Annotated in this window: 13 protein-coding genes; 2 read left to right on the top strand and 11 right to left on the bottom strand. The window is 60.9% G+C overall.

Going from position 1 to position 16558, the window contains the following annotated elements; translation table 11 throughout:
* Positions 1-76 precede the first annotated feature (76 nt).
* Both KGB20_RS08910 and rep read right to left on the bottom strand, forming a co-directional pair.
* A complete protein-coding gene (locus KGB20_RS08910; protein WP_102669385.1) occupies positions 77-649 on the bottom strand; it encodes a xanthine phosphoribosyltransferase in 573 nt (190 codons plus the stop codon).
* A gap of 57 nt (positions 650-706) precedes the next feature.
* A complete protein-coding gene (rep, locus tag KGB20_RS08905; RefSeq protein ID WP_007989511.1) occupies positions 707-2716 on the bottom strand; it encodes a DNA helicase Rep in 2010 nt (669 codons plus the stop codon).
* A 264-nt stretch (positions 2717-2980) separates the two neighbouring features.
* On the opposite strand from rep, the gene KGB20_RS08900 reads away from it, so the two are divergent.
* Positions 2981-4654 (top strand): putative bifunctional diguanylate cyclase/phosphodiesterase, encoded by a 1674-nt coding sequence (locus KGB20_RS08900; RefSeq protein WP_150814534.1) that lies wholly within the window; start codon positions 2981-2983, stop codon positions 4652-4654.
* A 122-nt stretch (positions 4655-4776) separates the two neighbouring features.
* On the opposite strand, the gene KGB20_RS08895 is transcribed toward KGB20_RS08900, so the two are convergent.
* Positions 4777-6174: a NorM family multidrug efflux MATE transporter gene (locus tag KGB20_RS08895; RefSeq protein WP_150814535.1), complete on the bottom strand. Its 1398-nt coding sequence runs from the start codon at positions 6172-6174 to the stop codon at positions 4777-4779.
* A gap of 159 nt (positions 6175-6333) precedes the next feature.
* Here KGB20_RS08895 and KGB20_RS08890 point away from each other — a divergent pair, with 159 nt between their 5' ends.
* On the top strand, positions 6334-7254 hold the full coding sequence (locus KGB20_RS08890) for a LysR substrate-binding domain-containing protein (protein WP_154860895.1): 921 nt from the start codon (positions 6334-6336) through the stop codon (positions 7252-7254).
* 32 nt (positions 7255-7286) lie between these two features.
* Here the strand turns inward: KGB20_RS08890 and KGB20_RS08885 are convergent, their stop codons facing one another.
* Genes KGB20_RS08885 through KGB20_RS08850 form a run of 8 tightly spaced genes read right to left on the bottom strand, consistent with a single transcriptional unit; the run spans position 7287 to position 16556 of the window.
* Positions 7287-8750 carry a vWA domain-containing protein gene (locus KGB20_RS08885; RefSeq protein WP_154909794.1) on the bottom strand — a complete coding sequence of 488 codons (1464 nt, stop codon included), beginning with the start codon at positions 8748-8750 and terminating at the stop codon, positions 7287-7289.
* A 56-nt stretch (positions 8751-8806) separates the two neighbouring features.
* Positions 8807-9313, bottom strand: a complete 507-nt coding sequence (locus KGB20_RS08880) for a hypothetical protein (protein ID WP_154909796.1) — start codon at positions 9311-9313, stop codon at positions 8807-8809.
* Positions 9314-9317: 4 nt separating this feature from the next.
* A complete protein-coding gene (locus KGB20_RS08875; protein ID WP_154909797.1) occupies positions 9318-10055 on the bottom strand; it encodes a hypothetical protein in 738 nt (245 codons plus the stop codon).
* A gap of 34 nt (positions 10056-10089) precedes the next feature.
* A complete protein-coding gene (locus KGB20_RS08870; protein ID WP_154860898.1) occupies positions 10090-11634 on the bottom strand; it encodes an SUMF1/EgtB/PvdO family nonheme iron enzyme in 1545 nt (514 codons plus the stop codon).
* Positions 11624-12847: an ABC transporter permease gene (locus KGB20_RS08865; protein ID WP_154909799.1), complete on the bottom strand. Its 1224-nt coding sequence runs from the start codon at positions 12845-12847 to the stop codon at positions 11624-11626. Before KGB20_RS08865 ends, KGB20_RS08870 begins: the two co-directional genes overlap by 11 nt.
* Positions 12831-13532, bottom strand: coding sequence for an ABC transporter ATP-binding protein (locus KGB20_RS08860; protein ID WP_090452130.1), 702 nt, complete (start codon positions 13530-13532; stop codon positions 12831-12833). The genes KGB20_RS08865 and KGB20_RS08860 overlap by 17 nt, the downstream gene beginning before the upstream one ends.
* Before the next feature lie 10 nt (positions 13533-13542).
* Entirely contained in the window at positions 13543-15522 is a 1980-nt protein-coding gene (locus tag KGB20_RS08855) for a vWA domain-containing protein (RefSeq protein WP_057716539.1), read from the bottom strand.
* 11 nt (positions 15523-15533) lie between these two features.
* Positions 15534-16556 carry a hypothetical protein gene (locus KGB20_RS08850; RefSeq protein ID WP_154909803.1) on the bottom strand — a complete coding sequence of 341 codons (1023 nt, stop codon included), beginning with the start codon at positions 16554-16556 and terminating at the stop codon, positions 15534-15536.
* Positions 16557-16558 lie beyond the last annotated feature (2 nt).

Raw genomic sequence — 16558 nt, 5'->3', positions numbered from 1 at the left:
AGTCGACATCAACTTTGACTGACACATCGCTTTCGCGAGCAAGCCCGCTCCCACACTGGTTTTGCGGTGTGGCGGATCAGTCGATGAACGTCACGACACCACCGGCCAGCGACTTCACACGGGCCAGGGACTCTACGCGATAACCCTGCGAGTCCAGCTCTGCACGACCACCCTGGAACGACTTCTCGATAACGATACCCAGGCCCGCCACGGTGGCGCCGGCCTGTTTGATGATCGAAATCAGTGCCTGGGACGCCTTACCGTTGGCCAGGAAGTCATCGATGATCAGCACGCGGTCGCTGCTGGTCAGGTGGCGCGGAGAGATGGCCACGGTGCTTTCGGTCTGCTTGGTGAACGAGTACACGGTCGCCGACAGCAGGTTTTCGGTCAGGGTCAGGGACTGGTGCTTGCGGGCGAAGATCACCGGCACGCCCAGGTTCAGACCGGTCATGATCGCCGGGGCGATGCCCGAGGCTTCGATGGTGACGATCTTGGTGATGCCCGAATCCTTGAACAGCGTGGCGAATTCGTCGCCGATCAGCTTCATCAGGGCCGGGTCGATCTGGTGGTTCAGAAAGGCGTCGACTTTCAGGACCTGGTCGGAAAGCACGATGCCTTCTTCGCGAATTTTCTTGTGCAGGGCTTCCATGAAGCTGTCCTCTGTTGGCGCCTTGTGCGCCCTAAGGTTTTAAAAAAGTGGTCAATTCTAGCGCTTTAACATCGCGCGTATATCCGCCAATGCGTTGTTGCCTCGCACGGCTTTGACTTCGGTCGGTGTGTCGTCGTTGCCTTCCCAGGCCAGGTCGTCCGGCGGCAACTCATCGAGGAAGCGGCTCGGCGCGCAATCGATGATCTCGCCGTACTGCTTGCGCTTGGCGGCGAAGGTGAAGGCCAGGGTCTGGCGCGCACGGGTAATGCCCACGTAGGCCAGGCGACGCTCTTCTTCGATGGTGTCGGCTTCGATGCTGGAGCGGTGCGGGAGGATTTCCTCCTCCATGCCCATGATGAACACGTAGGGGAATTCCAGGCCCTTGGACGCATGCAAGGTCATCATCTGCACGCCTTCGGCGCCGTCTTCCTCTTCCTGCTGGCGCTCGAGCATGTCGCGCAGGACGAGTTTGCCGATGGCGTCCTCGACGGTCATCTCGCCTTCTTCGTCTTTTTCCAGGGTGTTCTTCAGCGCCTCGATCAGGAACCAGACGTTACCCATGCGGTAATCGGCGGCCTTGTCGCTGGAGCTGTTGGTGCGCAGCCAGTTCTCGTAGTCGATGTCCATGACCATGCTGCGCAGGGCCGAGATCGGGTCTTCGCCGGCACACTGCTCGCGCACCCTGTCCATGAAGCGCTTGAAGCGCGACAGGCGATCGGTGAAGCGGCTGTCGAGATGCTCGCCCAGGCCGATTTCGTCGGTGGCGGCGTACATCGAGATCTTGCGCTCGGTGGCGTAGTTGCCCAGCTTCTCCAGCGTGGTCGAGCCGATCTCGCGGCGCGGCACGTTGATCACCCGCAGGAACGCGTTGTCGTCGTCCGGGTTCACGATCAGGCGGAAGTAGGCCATCAGGTCCTTTACTTCCTGGCGACCGAAAAAGCTGTTGCCGCCGGACAGGCGATACGGCACTTGGTGGTGCTGCAATTTCAGCTCGATCAGCTTGGCCTGGTAGTTGCCGCGATACAGGATCGCGAAATCGCTGTACGGGCGGTCGGTGCGCAAGTGCAGGCTGAGGATTTCCATGGCCACGCGCTCGGCTTCGGCGTCCTCGTTGCGGCACCGGATCACGCGGATCTCGTCGCCGTGGCCCATTTCACTCCACAACTGCTTTTCGAATTCGTGGGGGTTGTTCGAGATCAGCACGTTGGCGCAGCGCAGGATGCGGCTGGTGGAGCGATAGTTCTGCTCCAGCATCACCACTTTCAAGGACGGGTAGTCGTCCTTGAGCAGCATCAGGTTTTCCGGGCGCGCGCCGCGCCAGGCGTAGATCGACTGGTCGTCGTCGCCCACCACGGTGAACTGGTTGCGTTTGCCGATGAGCATTTTCACCAGCAAATATTGGCTGGCGTTGGTGTCCTGGTATTCGTCCACCAGCAGGTAGCGCACCTTGTTCTGCCACTTTTCCAGGATGTCGGCGTGTTCTTCGAACAGCTTCACCGGCAGCAGGATCAGGTCGTCGAAATCCACCGCGTTGAACGCCTTGAGCGTGCGCTGGTAGTGGGTGTAGACGATGGCAGCGGTCTGTTCCTTGGGGTTGCGCGCGTTTTCCAGGGCCTGGGCCGGCAGGATCAGGTCGTTTTTCCAGGCGCCGATCATGTTCTTGATCTCGTCGACGCCGTCGTCGCCCGAGTATTCCTTCTGCATGATGTCGGTCATCAGGGCCTTGACGTCGGTCTCGTCGAAGATCGAGAAGCCCGGTTTGTAGCCCAGCCGCACGTGTTCCTTGCGGATGATGTTCAGGCCCAGGTTGTGGAAGGTGCAGACCGTCAGGCCACGACCTTCGCCGGCGCGCAGCAGGGTGCCGACCCGTTCCTTCATCTCGCGGGCGGCCTTGTTGGTAAAGGTCATGGCGACGATGTACTGGGCGCGGATGCCGCAGTTCTGGATCAGGTGCGCGATTTTGCGCGTGATCACGCTGGTCTTGCCGGAGCCAGCACCGGCGAGCACCAAAAGAGGGCCGCCGACGTAGCTCACGGCTTCTTGCTGCCGGGGATTGAGTCGGGACATAGGTAAATTCAGGAGTCAGTCACGAAATGGGCCGGCATTTTAACAGGCTCAGCGAATTGTGCTGCTCTGTCCGACTTGTGACGTACCACGCTATCTGTAATTGCCGGTTTTGTTACTTTCACGCAGGATGCGCAACGAATTTGCGGCTAATGTTCGTATTTCCGGATACAAAGGTCTCGTTTTGCTCACCGATGTCATTGTCATTGGTCATCGGAACGGCATAATGCCCGTCGCCTACATCTTTGCAGAGTCTAGGGAGCTAGCTTGTCTACGCCTGTCGAACCCTTGCGTTTGCTGCTACTGGCCGAAGAGCCAGCGTGGGCAGCGTTGTTGCGCGAGTGTCTGGCTCCTATGGGGAGCTCGGCCGTGCTCATCAGCGCGCCGAGTTGGGAGTCGGTCAGCAGCCTGTTCGATGACAACCGCAGCGCGGTGTTATTGACCATCCCGCAACTTCAGCCGGCGCCGGGTCGTTGCAGCCTGCCGACGGTGTTGTTGCTCGACCATGAGCCGCTGATCCCGCCCGACGGCGTGAGTGACTGGCTGGTGCGCGATCATCTCGATCCCGGCATGTTGCGCCGTTGCCTACGCCATGTGCGCGAACGTGGCGTTCTGGAAAACACCCTTCAACGTCTGGCCGAGCAAGATCCGCTGACCGGCATCGCTAACCGCCAGGGCTTCCAGACTCTGCTGACGGCGCGCCTGGCGGAAAACGACGGTCGCGGTCTGGCCCTCGGTCATCTCGACCTCGACAACTTTCGTTATGCCAACGACGCCCTCGGCCATCAGGCCGGTGATCGCCTGATCCTGCAAGTGGTGGCGCGGCTCAAGAGTCAGCTTGAGGCCGGCGATCAACTGGCGCGCCTGGGCAGTGATGAATTCGCTCTGCTGATCGACACCCGTCGTGCTCCCCAGCGTGCCGAGTGGATGGCCGAGCGCATCAGCGAAATACTGGCCGAGCCTTATTGGGTCGATGGCGAAAGCCTGTTGATCGGTTCCAGCCTGGGCATTGCCTACGCCCGGGCCCAGGCCGGTGCGGATCCGCTGATGTGGCATGCACATATCGCCATGCAGCAGGCCAAAAGCACCCAGGGCTGCACCTTTCACATTTTCAACGAGCGCATCAATCGCAATGCCCGCAGCATCGCCGACCTCGAAACCGAGCTGCGTCGGGCACTGCGCCGCGATGAGCTGGAGCTGCATTACCAGCCACGGCTGAACCTCGAAGACGGGCAGATCGTCGGCCTTGAAGCCCTGGTGCGCTGGCGCCATGCCGAGCGCGGTTTGTTGCCTCCGAGCGAGTTCGTGCCACTGGCTGAGCAGAGCGGTCTGATCGTGCCGTTGGGGTACTGGGTAATTTCCCGGGCCTTGCGCGACATGCAGGCGCTGCTCGAGCTGGGATTGCCACCGTTGCACATGGCGATCAACCTGTCATTCCGGCAATTCCAGGACAGCCAGTTGCTTTCGACTCTCAGTCGCCTGATTGCCGAGCGCGGTGTCGAGGCGCAGTGGCTGGAGTTCGAACTGACCGAAACCGCCGTGATGCGTCGCAGCGATCTGGTGAAGCAGACCATGGACGCCCTCGGGCGCCTCGGTGTGCGCTTCTCCCTCGACGACTTCGGCACCGGGTTCTCGTCGTTCGTGCACCTCAACAGCCTGCCGATCACCTTGCTGAAGATCGACAAGAGCTTTGTCGGCGGCATGGAGCAGCGTGAGGAAAACCGCAAACTGGTGCATGCGATGATCAACCTGGCGCACAACCTCAACCTCGAGGTGGTCGCAGAAGGCGTGGAAACGCCGGAGCAACTGGATCTGCTGCGTGGGTTTGAATGCGATCAGGTGCAGGGGTATTTGATCAGCAGGCCTTTGCCGCTGGCCGAACTGGTGGAGTATCTGACGTTTGGCAGCAATCAGCAGCCGATGCTGGAAATCGTGGGCTGAGGTTGCCACAGAGCCCTGTAGGAGCGAGCTTGCTCGCGATAAACCTGAGAACCCCGCGGGGCACCTGCCAACCAGCGTTATCGTTGACGACCATCGCGAGCGAGCTCGCTCCTACAGGGGGCTCAGTCAGGCTGAGCAATCTCGAAACGCTGCACTGACGTCGTGTCGCGCTTGATCATCCGCTTCATCTTCCACTCAAATCCCAGCGTCAGGCTCACCGCCGCACACGCCAGCCCCAGCGCCAGGCCCCACCAGACGCCCGTTGGCCCCCAGTCCAGGTGGAACGCCATCCACCACGCCGCCGGTGCGCCAATCAGCCAATAGCAACCCAGGCCGACCAGGAAAGTGGTCTTGGCATCCTTGAGTCCGCGGATGCAGCCCATGGCAATGGTTTGCGTGCCGTCGAACAGTTCGAACCATGCCGCCACCGCCAACAGGCTCACGGCAAGGTTGATGACATCGCGAAACGCCGGGTCGTTGTGGTCGAGAAACAAACCGACCAACTGGTTTGGCAATAGCCAGAAGACCATGGCGAAACACAGCATCGCCACCGCCCCGAAGGCAATACCGACCCTCCCGGCCAGCCGCGCATCCAGCAATTGCCCGGCGCCGTAGTGCTGGCCGATGCGCATGGTGATTGCATAAGAAATCCCTGCCGGGACCATGAACGCCACCGAAACGATTTGCAGGGCAATCTGATGAGCCCCCAGCTGTGTGCTGCCCATGGTGCCCATGCACAGCGCGGCGAAGGCAAACAGCCCGACTTCCACCGCGTAGGTACCGCCAATCGGCAGCCCCAGACGCCACAGCTCCTTCAGGTACTGGCGGTTCAGCCGCGACAGGCCCTGGCGCAGCGGATAAGCCTCATAAGCCGGATGCCGACGAATGTGCCACGCCAGCGCAAGTGCCATCAGGTTGGCGACAATCGCCGTGACCAGCCCGATGCCCGTCAGCCCCAGTTTCGGCAGGCCGAACATGCCGGTAATCAGCGCATAGTTGAGCAGGAAGTTGGCGACCGTACCGCCAACACTGATGACCATCACTGGCGTTGCACGGCCAATGGCGCTGGTGAACCCGCGCAGGGCCATGAAGCTCAGGTAGCCGGGCAGGGCGAACGGCAGGAAGATCAAAAACTGCCCGGCTGCGTTGACGTTGCTTTCAGTCTGGCCGAACAGCAGCAGCACCGGTTTGAGGTTCCACAACAGCAATCCGGCGACCAGCGCCATCAGCCACGCCAGCCACAACCCGGCCTGGGTCAGTCGAGTGGCCCCGACAATATCGCCGGCACCCTGACGGATCGCCACCAGGGTGCCGACCGCCGCAATCACGCCGATGCAGAAAATCGACACGAACGAATAGGTCGCCGCACCGAGCCCGCCACCGGCCAGGGCCTCGGGACTCAGGCGCGCCATCATCAGAGTGTCGGTGAGGACCATCAGCATGTGCGCCAACTGCGAGGCAATCAACGGCCCCGCCAGCCGCAGGATGGCCCAGAGTTCAGTACGTGCTGGATGCTGCATGGTCATCACGCTCGATTATCAAAAGGGAACAGGAAAGCACCGATTCTCGGCGCTCTGCACGGTTTTCACAAAGGGATAAAAAGGATGGATAGCATGATTCAAACTCATGCTGGAGAGTTTCTGCTAGGGTAGGCGAACCCCGCAGTAGGAGCTTTCCCAATGTCCCGTCGTCTTCCTCCCTTGTATGCCCTGCGCGCATTCGAAGCGGCGGCGCGGCACAGTTCGTTTACCCGCGCGGCCGAAGAGCTGTCGATTACCCAAAGTGCGGTCAGCCGGCATATTCGTACGCTCGAAGAGCACTTTGCCTGCCGCTTGTTTCATCGCAGTGGCCGCAACCTGCAACTGACCGAGTCGGCCCGATTGCTGTTGCCGGGCATTCGCGAAGGCTTCACCGCGCTTGAACGCGCCTGCAATACCTTGCGCGCCGAAGACGACATCCTGCGCATGAAAGCCCCGTCGACCCTGACCATGCGTTGGTTGCTGGCGCGCCTCAGTCGTTTCCGTCATCTGCAGCCAGGCAACGAAGTGCAATTGACCAGTGCGTGGATGGACGTCGATTCAGTGGACTTCAACCACGAACCCTTCGACTGCGCCGTCATCCTCAGCAATGGGCATTTTCCACCGGACTGGGAGGCGACTTTCCTGTTCCCCGAAGAGCTGATTCCGGTGGGCGCGCCGAATCTTCTGAAGGATCAACCATGGGACGTCGCGCGCCTGGCCAGTACCGAGCTGCTGCACCCGACACCGGACCGCCGTGACTGGCGCAACTGGCTGGAGCGCATGGGCCTGACCGATCAGGTCTCGCTCAAGGGAGGTCAGGTGTTCGACACGCTGGAACTGGGCATGATTGCAGCCGCCCGTGGATACGGCGTGTCCATGGGCGATTTGCTGATGGTCGCGGAGGATGTCGCGCAGGGACGTCTGAGTTTGCCGTGGCCGACAGCCGTCGCCAGCGGTGAGAATTATTTCCTGGTCTGGCCGAAAACCCGCCCCGGAGGCGAGCGTTTGCGCCGCCTCAGCGATTTTCTTTTGGGTGAGGTTCGGGCCATGGAGTTACCGGCGGTCGAGCACTTGAGATGAATCATCGCGGGCAAGTCGGAACAGTCCCCAAGCTAATCGCACTTGGCATTGCTGGATACTTCCTTGCTCGCCTGTTTCAACAGGTTACTCAACTCAGCCGCATTGGTGCTGTTGTAAACCCGACCTCCGGTGTTTTCAGCGATACAGCGTGACGGGCCGCCAGCACCGATTTTCACCACGTTGACCCGCAGGCGCGGTTGTTCCCTGGCGATTCGACGGGATACCGCGCAAACGTCCTGCCCGCAACCGTCTTCACCGTCGACGAACATCACGATCACCGCATCGTTATTGCGCCCGTCGACCGTACTCGCCGCGTGGGCCAGGCTGTCGGCCAGCGGTGTGCCGTCGTCGGGAACCAGGCCTCGAATCCCGTTGATCAGCCGCGGGCGGTCGCCGAACTTGAACAAACCCTGGTCCGGTGTTCTTTCGCAGCCGGCGAAGGTGATCAGGCGTGTGTCGATCTTCGGGTCCAGCCCGTTGATCATGCCGGCCAGCGAGTCCTTGGCGACGTCCATGCGGCTGGGTTTGGCGGTAAGCCGCATGGTGCGGTTCGGGTCCAGGAGCTTGTTGATGTCAGGACCGAAGAACCAGTCCTCGTCGGATTTCACTGACTTGATGTTCAAATCCATCGAACCCGAGGTGTCGAGCACCACCACGAACTGCGGGACCTCTGACTTCGGCGCTGTTTTGCGGCATGCGAAGTTGTCCAGCGTCGGGGCGGGTGGCGGGGCAGCCACTACCGGTTTTGGTGGTGGAACCGGTTTGGGTGGCGGGGTCGGCTTGGGTTCCGGTGCCGGTGCCGGCTTTGGTGGCGGGACCGGCTTGGGTTCCGCTACCGGCTCTGGCGTGGGTTCTGGTGCCGGAACAGGTTTCGGTTCCGGTTCCACGACAGGCTCGGGGACAGGTTCAACCGGTTTCTCAACAGGCGTCACTACCGGTGCCACAGGCGCTACAGGCGGAACCACGACAACCGGCTCACGGTGCAGGAACCACCAGAGCCAGAGCGCCAGAAGCAGCAACAGCAGCGCGAGCAAGGCTGCCGCGATCCACCAGCCACGACGCGACGGCGGTAGGACGGGCACCACTGGCGGCACGATCGGTTTGGGCGGACGCTGGTTCCACCGCACCACCAAAGGCTCACCGTTGAGGCTGTAGAGTTTGTCCAGCTCAGGCGTACCGAGCAGGCTGCGCAGGTCATCCGCTTCCGTCGTTTGACCGCGTTTTTGCAGTTCATCCGCCAGCTGTCCGAGGGACGTCTGACGCACTTCATAGGTTTCCAGCAAACGTCGTTGCGCGTCCTCGTTGAGATCGGCATAAGGCGTGGGTTGGCCACCCAGTTCGGTCCACCATTCCAGCACGTCGCCGCTGCCCATCCGCGGGATAGCAAACAGACTGGCGACGGTCGGCGGAAAGTGTTTCTGGATGAGGGCGACTTTGGCTTGCAGCGCACTCATCCCCTCCGATGTGGCTTGCGCATCCCTGATGACCCGCTGCATGACGACGATTCCTGAAAAAGTGCAGGCATCCATCGGGACGCTTGCGGGGTGAAAAGTTACTCTTCGTAGCCGAGGCTGAATTGCAGCTGATTGACCTTCTTCTGCAACGTTTTCAGCTCTTGCTGCTTGGCCGCCAGTGTCGCGGGTGTTGATTTGGCCGTTGGCACCGCTTGCGAAGCCTTGAGCTGCTTCTCGAGGTCGGCAATCTGCTTCTGCACCTGGGCCTCATTGCCACGCCGAGCCTTGAGCGAGGTCAGCAGTTGCGCCAGCGACTGATTCAGCGCCGCCTGGGATTTCTGCTGGCTGGCCAGATCGGTCTTGGTGCTGAGCTGCTGGGCCTGAATGTTCTCGTACACCTGACGGAACATTGCGTTTTGCTGTCGGGACTCGCTCAGGGCCAGTTCCTTCTGCTTGACCTGATCGCTGTAACCACCGGAGTAGTCACAGTTCATCTTGGTTAGCAGGCTGCTGTCGCGATTGGTTGCATCGCATTCGCCGGGCGGGGTCGCGCAACCGCTCAGGGCCAGGACGGCAGTGATGACCATTAGTTGTCGTAGCGTCATGTGCTTAACCCAGGGTGATTGCGGAGCGTTGGCTGTACAGAGCGTCGACTTCCTTCTGCAGGCTGACGACTTTCTGGTTCATTCTCTGAATGTTCATGTCCACCTGTCGGATCTCGGCGCTGGAGCCTTGCGAACGCTCGGCGTCTGCCACTTTTCTGTACTCGGTGACCTTGGTACGCATGTTGGCAAGGTCTTTGCGCAGGCGTGCGATGTCCGAGTCGATCCCGGCGATTTGCGCCTGAGCCCTGCTCTTGTCGACTTTCTTGTTGGCGATGTCCTTTTTGATCTGGGCAATTTGCGCATTGTCATCATTGATCACTTGCTGAGCGGTCGCAGTCCGGGCGATCACGTTCTGCGTGTCTTGTTCGACGTCGCTGTTCATCTTCGCCAAGCGGGTGGTGGTGTCGGCGTATTGGGCGCGACGTTGATCCAGGTAATAGTTCGCGCCCATGGCCACGCCACACGCGGTAATACCGGCGGCGATGACGCACACGGTTTTGTTGCTGCTGTTGGACAGCGCGCAAGCGAGGATGCCGACACCGGCGCCGACGGCGCAGGCCTGGTAACCGGACTTGCTGAAGAACTCTGCGTCATTGCCCTGGGTCAGGCGCGGGTCGGCACCGTCGCCTTCGCCTTCGCCCAACATGGAGCTGCCGGTGTTGGCGCAACCGCTCATTAGCAGGCTGCCGGCGACTACGAAAGCGATCTGTAGCTTGAAGCGAGTCCAAAGGCTGCGCGACATGGTGAAACTCCTACGTAACGGTGTTGACGCGTTGTTATTGAGTGACGGTTTTGCAGCTGGTCAGCCAGGCTTCAGTGTCGATTTTCTGCTTTTGCAGGAACGCCTTCTGATTGGCCCAGTGGGTGCGCAAGTAAGGTTTGAGGTCTTGCAGCTGTTTGTTGCGGGTGATGATTTCTTCCATCACCGGGACTTGCGATTCAAGCAGTGGCTGGCCGTACAAGGTAGCCGATTCCACCAGGCTGCTGGCGTAGTAGCGGCTGAGTTTGTGCAGGCGATCCTTTTGCTCGTTGAGCTTGCCTTTACGCATGTCGCAACTGGCATCTTTGTCTGCGCTTTCGCAGTTGAGCTTGTAGTTCTTTTGCAGGAAGTCGACGTACTGGCCGTCGTCGAGCATCTTGGTGCACAGGAACGCACCCAGGTTGAGGCTGGCGCGGATCGCCTGGTCGCGGGTTTCTTCCTGCTGCTGGTTGCTGGCGCGCAGCTGGTTCTCCAGGGCCTGGAGCTTTTCCTTGAGCGCTTTGTCTTCGACACCCGAGGCGAGGCTGTTCAGCGATTGTACGGTGCCTTTGTCGGCGGATTCGGTTTCCTTGCTGCCGGTGCCGAGTTTCTTCCAGCTGCTTTCGATGCTGGCGACCCGTTCGCGAGAGGTTAGGGTCGGGGAGACCAGCACCAGTCGCAGGCCGGTGGTCTTGTTTTTCACCTGGCCTTCGGCGTTGTAATACGGCTCTTCCTTACGCAATGCCGTACGCAGGTCGGCCTGTGCGGTCAGGTAGTTGCCGCCACGGACGACATAGCCGCCGGCCTGACCGTGCTGGCGGTCGAGTTTGTTCAGGCGAAACGGCTCGAACATCATTTCGTCGACGTTACCGAGCATGTCATGCAGGCCCAGTGGGTTGGGCTTTTGCAGGCCGGTCAATTGCACTTTGCCGTTGGACGATTGCGCCCCGGCGAACCACTCGTAGGCGTTGATGCCTTCTGGCATCGGGTAGTGCGTGTCGCGGAATTCAGCGGCACCGACTTCCAGCCCGCCGCGCGCGGCGAACTCCCACTCGACCTCGGTCGGCAGGCGCAGGAATCCCAGGGCGCCGTCTTCCTTTGGCAGCTTGCCGGCGGCGTTTTTGCGCAGCCACAGGTTGTACTTGTCGGCGGCGTCGATGGCTTGCACCCAGCTCACCGCCGTTTGCGGCAAGCGCATTTTGGTGGCAGCGGTGGGGCAGGTCGCTTCGGTCAGCGCGGCGTATTGCAACTGACTCATCTCGTACTTGGCCATCAGGTAGTAGCGGGACTTGTCGTTCCTGGCCCCGGTAAAACTGCCGGCGATAAAGGTCGGGCGGGTCTGCTCGACATAGCCGTATTCCGCGCCGTCCTGACCGATGTTGATCGGGTAGTCATCCAAGGGACCTGCGACCGGAATGAACACTTTGCGAAACACCATCGAACCTTCGCAGGGCATCGGCAGCACGACGTCGCCAGCCTCGGGCATCGGGTTGTAATACTTCTCTTCCCAGCCCGCCGCCGAGGCGTCGAGCAAGTAGCCGAGGCTCAGGGGTAACAGCAAGCCAAAACGTTTATAGCTCACGCAGACTCTCCGCAGGTTGGATGTTGATGGCTCTCAGCGCGCCGATCATGGCCACCAGGGCAGCGACCAGAAAGGTCAGGAGCAGGGCGGCAACGCCGTGCCAGACCGTGATGTGGCAAACGAAGGTACCGGTGGCCTGGCTGCTGCCGAGCAGGGAGTCGAACAAATGACTGCCCACGGTATAAAACCCCAGCCCGCCCACGTAGCCGGCCAAACTCAGCACCAGCGCTTGCAGGACCACGAAACCGCCGATGGACCTGCGCTTGAAGCCCAGCAGACGCAGGACCGCCAGGCTTTTGCGTTTACGATCGATGTTGGCCAGGAACGCGCCAACCATGGACGCCACGCAGCCGATCAGCGCCGCGATGGCGATCACACCGAAGATCAACCCCAGCACATGGTTGATGGCTTTGACGTTGTCGATGTCGGCCAGTCGGCTCGACGTTTCGATGTGTTGTTCGTTGAGCCAGTGTTCCAGCGGTGCGACTTGATCGATGTCGCGCGCATACACGCGGGCGCGGGCATACAGCGGCTGCAGATTATCCTGAGGCTTGCCGGTGGTAACGCCGAACTCACTGACCTGATAACCGTCGCGAAAGCGCTCCAGAGCCAGCAGCAGCGGCGGGGCGACAAACCCGGCAGCGCGACCGAAGCGGGCACCGTCGAGCACGGCCAGTACCGTCAGCGTCATCTCGCCGCGTTCATTGACACCTTCCAGGCGGCGCAAGGCCCGTAGCTGCACGCTGTCGCCGGCCTTGGCCTGCAAGCGTTGCGCTGCGCTGGCGCTGAGGATCACCTGATTGCCGACGGGGTTGAGGGACGCCAGATTCAGCTGTGGGTCGCCGGGCTCGGTGGCGATGATTTCCGCGCCTTCGACAAAGCGTTGCATGCCGATCAGCAGGTCCGCCTGGGTATTGAGCGAGCGGGTCTGGCCGAGGGCAAAGCCGGTCTCGGGGCGCAGGCGCAAACGCTCGATCCAGGCTGCGTCGTAGTTACCGTTGCTGAGCATCTTCACTTCAAGGTTGCGCGGGTCGCGCAGCAGTTCGTCCTGCAGCTGGCTGACCACCCCGTGTTTGAGCCCGAACAGCAACAACAACGGCGCGATCACCGCCACCAGGGAAGCGGCGATACACAGCGAGACCTTGCGGTCGTGCCAGAGGTCTTGCAGTGCCAGTGAGCCCAGCAGGCGCAAGCGATCAGTCCATCGGTTCAAACAGAGTCTCTCCCAGATGGTTGATAGCACCGAGTCGCGGCAACCCGAAATCCTTCAGCAGGGCCCAGTCATGGGATACAACGAGCGCACTCAGGCCCATGCTCGACACCAGGCTCAGGAGTAACTCAAACAATCGCCGGGCACTGTGAGGGTCGAGCGCGGCGGTCGGCTCGTCGGCCAACAGCAGCAGCGGTTCATGGGCAATTGCCCGAACGCAGGCGACGCGCTGGCGCTCGCCAATCGACAAGGCCTGGGGTTGTTTGTCCAACAAGCCTTGCAGGCGCAATACGTCAACGGCGTGGTCGATGTGATCGCTCTTCGCCTGCATCCCGAGCAAACGGCGCGGCAGGCTGATGTTGTCTCTCACGCTCAGGAACGGCAGCAAGCCGCCGCTCTGCAAAATGAATCCCAAGTGCCGTGAACGCACCGCTGCAAGCGCAGGCTGATCGTCAGTGGCCAGCAGTTGGGCGATATCCTGAGCGTGCGTCGGGCCCAGCCGGAAGCGCTCGAGTTCTACCGGTGCGAGCAACAGACCGATGGCTTCGAGCAACGTGCTTTTGCCGCTGCCGCTCTCACCTGTGACGGCGAGGATTTCTCCGGCGCCGATCCGCAGGTGCGGCAGTCGCACGTGATGAGCCTGTGCGCCTTCTCCACGGCGCACCAGCATGTTCTTGATTTCGAGCATCGGCGTCTCGTCAGGGCATCATTTCCAGCGGGACGGGGTAGACGTTGTCCCGCGCATCGCTGTCTTTGGCTAAGGCTACCCAACGGTCGACATCGGCGTTGTAACGCTGGTAATGCCGCAGTTTGGTGTTCAACGTGCGGATGAATTTTTCTTGTGCCAGACCATCCCAGCTCTTCCAGGTCTCTTCATCCAGGTTCAGCACTTCACTCTGATAAGGCAGGTCTTCAAGGTATTCACCGAGCACGCCCATGTCCGCCAGTTTGGCATTGCTGTTCTGTTTGAGCTGATTGGGATCGGCGCCCATGGTCGCCGCCACCGAGCGCAGGCGATTGAACATGTCCGTTGGCGAAATCAGGCCCTCGTTGGCGGCATCGAGAATCTGCTTCATCACGTCGCTCAAGTCGCTGAGCTGTGACTTGGTCAGCAGCACCCGCACGTCGGTGGTCGGAATGTTCTGCTTGATCAGGTCGCGGTCGGTGATCCATGCCTTGAACACTGGCGGGGCCTTGCTGTTGGTCCTCTCGCCGAGATAGGCGAGTTGCATGGCGTGGCCGATCAGCGCCGCGTCTTCGAGCATTTTTTTCTCGGCCGGGTCCTGCTTGGCGTTCGCCGCGCTGCCGATGGCGTCTTCGCCCATGTAGGCGGCTTTGACTTGTGTAGTGATCGCTGCGGCCAGTGTGTCGACCTTGCGCCCGAATTCTTGCACATCGCCTGCGTTTACCGGGTAGTACAGCGAAGTGTTGGTACCCGGGTAGGTCGACAGATTCCGGTATTGCGCCTCGGCCTTGGCATGGTCCTTGGCACCGGCCGGGGTTTTCAGGTGCAGCGTGTAAATCGCCACACCCGGGTTGGCGGCTTCGATACGTACCTGTGCAGCGCTCAAGCCGGTCTTCGACAGCTTGTCGTCGCCTTCGATGGCGCCCGCATCGGTGATCAGCACCACGTAGCGTGCGCCGAACTGGCTCCAGTCGACCTTGTCGATGCTCTCCATGACCCCGGCAAACGAGTCTTCATCGAAGCTGCTGCTCGACACGTTAGCCTGTTTGAGGTCTTTGATCCTGGCGAAAAAGTCGGCGCTGTCTTTCACCTTAGTAGGGTCGGCGTACATCTTGGTGGTGTATTCCAGCCCCGGTACTGCCTGGGTGTTGGAGCGGAAAGCCACCAGGCCGAACTTGACCTGCTTGCCGAGGTTCTGCGCTTCGATCTTCTGGTAAACCTTGCGGATCGCCTCGCGGGTGCGGTCGATATAGGGGTCCATCGAGATCGTCGAGTCGATGACAAATACCACGGCCGCGCTGAATTCCTTCAGCTGGTTGGCCTTTTTCTCTTCGGCTTCCTTGCTGCCGGCAGGGCTGTTTGCAGCCCCGCCCTTGGCGTTCTTGTCATCCGGCTTGCTGACGGAGGCCACATTGAGCAGGCGCGTGCGGAAACCGCTTTCGGTCATGACTTCTTCGCCACTGAGCACCGGCAGCAGGTAGAACTGCTTTTGCAGGTCGACGAAGTATTCAGGTTCTTCAGCCAGTACGCCCGGTGCTTGCAGGCCCTTTTTCAGCGTGGCCCGCAGCGGCGCGACTTTGCTGACCGGGTCCGGTGCATCGAGGATGCCTTCGACGGTGGCGCGGTCCTTGAAGAACAGCAGCCGGTCGCGGTTGGCCGGGTTAGTGAAGGCCAGCGTCAGCTGCATCTTCCAGTCGGTGGTGCAGCTGGCAGGCAGCCAGCCAATGGTTTTGCCATAACTGTCGGGACCGACTTTCAGCCATTCGGCATTGTTCGCTTGCGCACGTTCGTACACATAGAAGCGGCTGAAGACCGGTTGTGCTTCACCTTCGGCACCGCCCGCCGTCGAGCTGATTTTGCAGCCCGGTGTGGTCAGCACGCGTTGGAACAGGGTCTTTTTACCGGCCTGGATCAGCGGTTTGTCATCGGCCTGGGACAGCGGGCTGATGCACAGCGCGAGCAAGGCGGCACCGCTCAGCAGGAGTCGACTCATGGGTGAACGCATCACTTCTGCAACTCCTCGAAACGCTGCTTGGCTTCGGCATTGTTCGGGTCCTGGGTGAGGATGGTTTCATACCAGTAGGCGGCGGTGGCGTTGTCCGCAGCCGGGAAGCACTCGCTGGCCTTCAGGTATTTAGGGTCGTATTCACGGGCATAGGCGTTGGCGATCAGCACGTCACCAGCCTGGGCACGGTTGGCGTACAGGCGCTGGGCGACGCCGCAGTGTTTACTGGCCTTGGCCTGGTCGATGATCTCCAACAACCTGGCACTGTCGGGTGCCGCCTTGATGCAGGTCTGGACGAAGGTCAACTCGGGCAGGCTGTTCATACTGTCGAGGGTGCAGGCTTGAGCATTGGCGCCGGCAGGTGCGCTGGCAGTGGCTGCAACCGCAGGCGCTGGGGTGCGTTTGTAGAACCAGAATCCGGCGCCCGCCGCCAGCAACAACACCACAATCAACAGGCCGATCAGACCTTTGTTGCTTTTCTTCACCGGTGCGGGAGGCGGCGTATAGGCGCGCTCGGTGAGTACCGATTCCAACTCCACTTCTGGCTCGGCGGTGGACAGGGTCAGTTCAGGCAAATCCGGGATCTCCGGGATCTCCGGTGCCGGTGCGCTCGGCGCCGTCAGTTCGGCACCGCCGTAAGTCGAGCGTGTCTGGCCGCCGGCCGTGGACGGCAGCAAGCCGACGCCTGGCCGAACCACGCCTTTGTCGGCGTGGCCTTGGCTCTGTTCACGCAGTTCGATCTGGAATTGCGAGTTGGCGCCGCCTTCCAGCAGTGGGTCAACCACGTCCGGTCCGACCTGGGTTTCCAAAGCTTCGCCGTTGGCCGCGAGGTTGAAACGCGAGACCTTGAACCAGAATGGATTGTTGCTCCAGGCCTTGTGGTCCTGAAGGTAAAAACCGTCCTGGTTGCGCTGAATGGAAAACTCCAGCTGTTCCTCGTCACCCTGCCATTTCTTCACAGTGAGGCGGGCCTGGCCAGGCACATTGGGCTCTAACGCGAGCAGGTCGACACGAATTGGCATTG

The sequence above is a fragment of the Pseudomonas sp. BF-R-30 genome, from assembly GCF_019956175.1.
Lineage (GTDB): Bacteria > Pseudomonadota > Gammaproteobacteria > Pseudomonadales > Pseudomonadaceae > Aquipseudomonas > Aquipseudomonas jessenii.
Note: the sequence above shows the minus strand (reverse complement) of the source record. Positions and strands in the feature narration are given on the sequence as shown.

Bases quoted from the DNA above. Each gene is read 5' to 3' on its own strand.
- rep (WP_007989511.1), bottom strand. From the start codon at position 2,716: ATGTCCCGACTCAATCCCCGGCAGCAAGAAGCCGTGAGCTACGTCGGC.
- KGB20_RS08910 (WP_102669385.1), bottom strand. From the start codon at position 649: ATGGAAGCCCTGCACAAGAAAATTCGCGAAGAAGGCATCGTGCTTTCC.
- KGB20_RS08890 (WP_154860895.1), top strand. From the start codon at position 6,334: ATGTCCCGTCGTCTTCCTCCCTTGTATGCCCTGCGCGCATTCGAAGCG.
- KGB20_RS08855 (WP_057716539.1), bottom strand. From the start codon at position 15,522: ATGAGTCGACTCCTGCTGAGCGGTGCCGCCTTGCTCGCGCTGTGCATC.
- KGB20_RS08860 (WP_090452130.1), bottom strand. From the start codon at position 13,532: ATGCTCGAAATCAAGAACATGCTGGTGCGCCGTGGAGAAGGCGCACAG.
- KGB20_RS08850 (WP_154909803.1), bottom strand. From the start codon at position 16,556: ATGCCAATTCGTGTCGACCTGCTCGCGTTAGAGCCCAATGTGCCTGGC.
- KGB20_RS08895 (WP_150814535.1), bottom strand. From the start codon at position 6,174: ATGCAGCATCCAGCACGTACTGAACTCTGGGCCATCCTGCGGCTGGCG.
- KGB20_RS08875 (WP_154909797.1), bottom strand. From the start codon at position 10,055: ATGTCGCGCAGCCTTTGGACTCGCTTCAAGCTACAGATCGCTTTCGTA.
- KGB20_RS08880 (WP_154909796.1), bottom strand. From the start codon at position 9,313: ATGACGCTACGACAACTAATGGTCATCACTGCCGTCCTGGCCCTGAGC.
- KGB20_RS08885 (WP_154909794.1), bottom strand. From the start codon at position 8,750: ATGCAGCGGGTCATCAGGGATGCGCAAGCCACATCGGAGGGGATGAGT.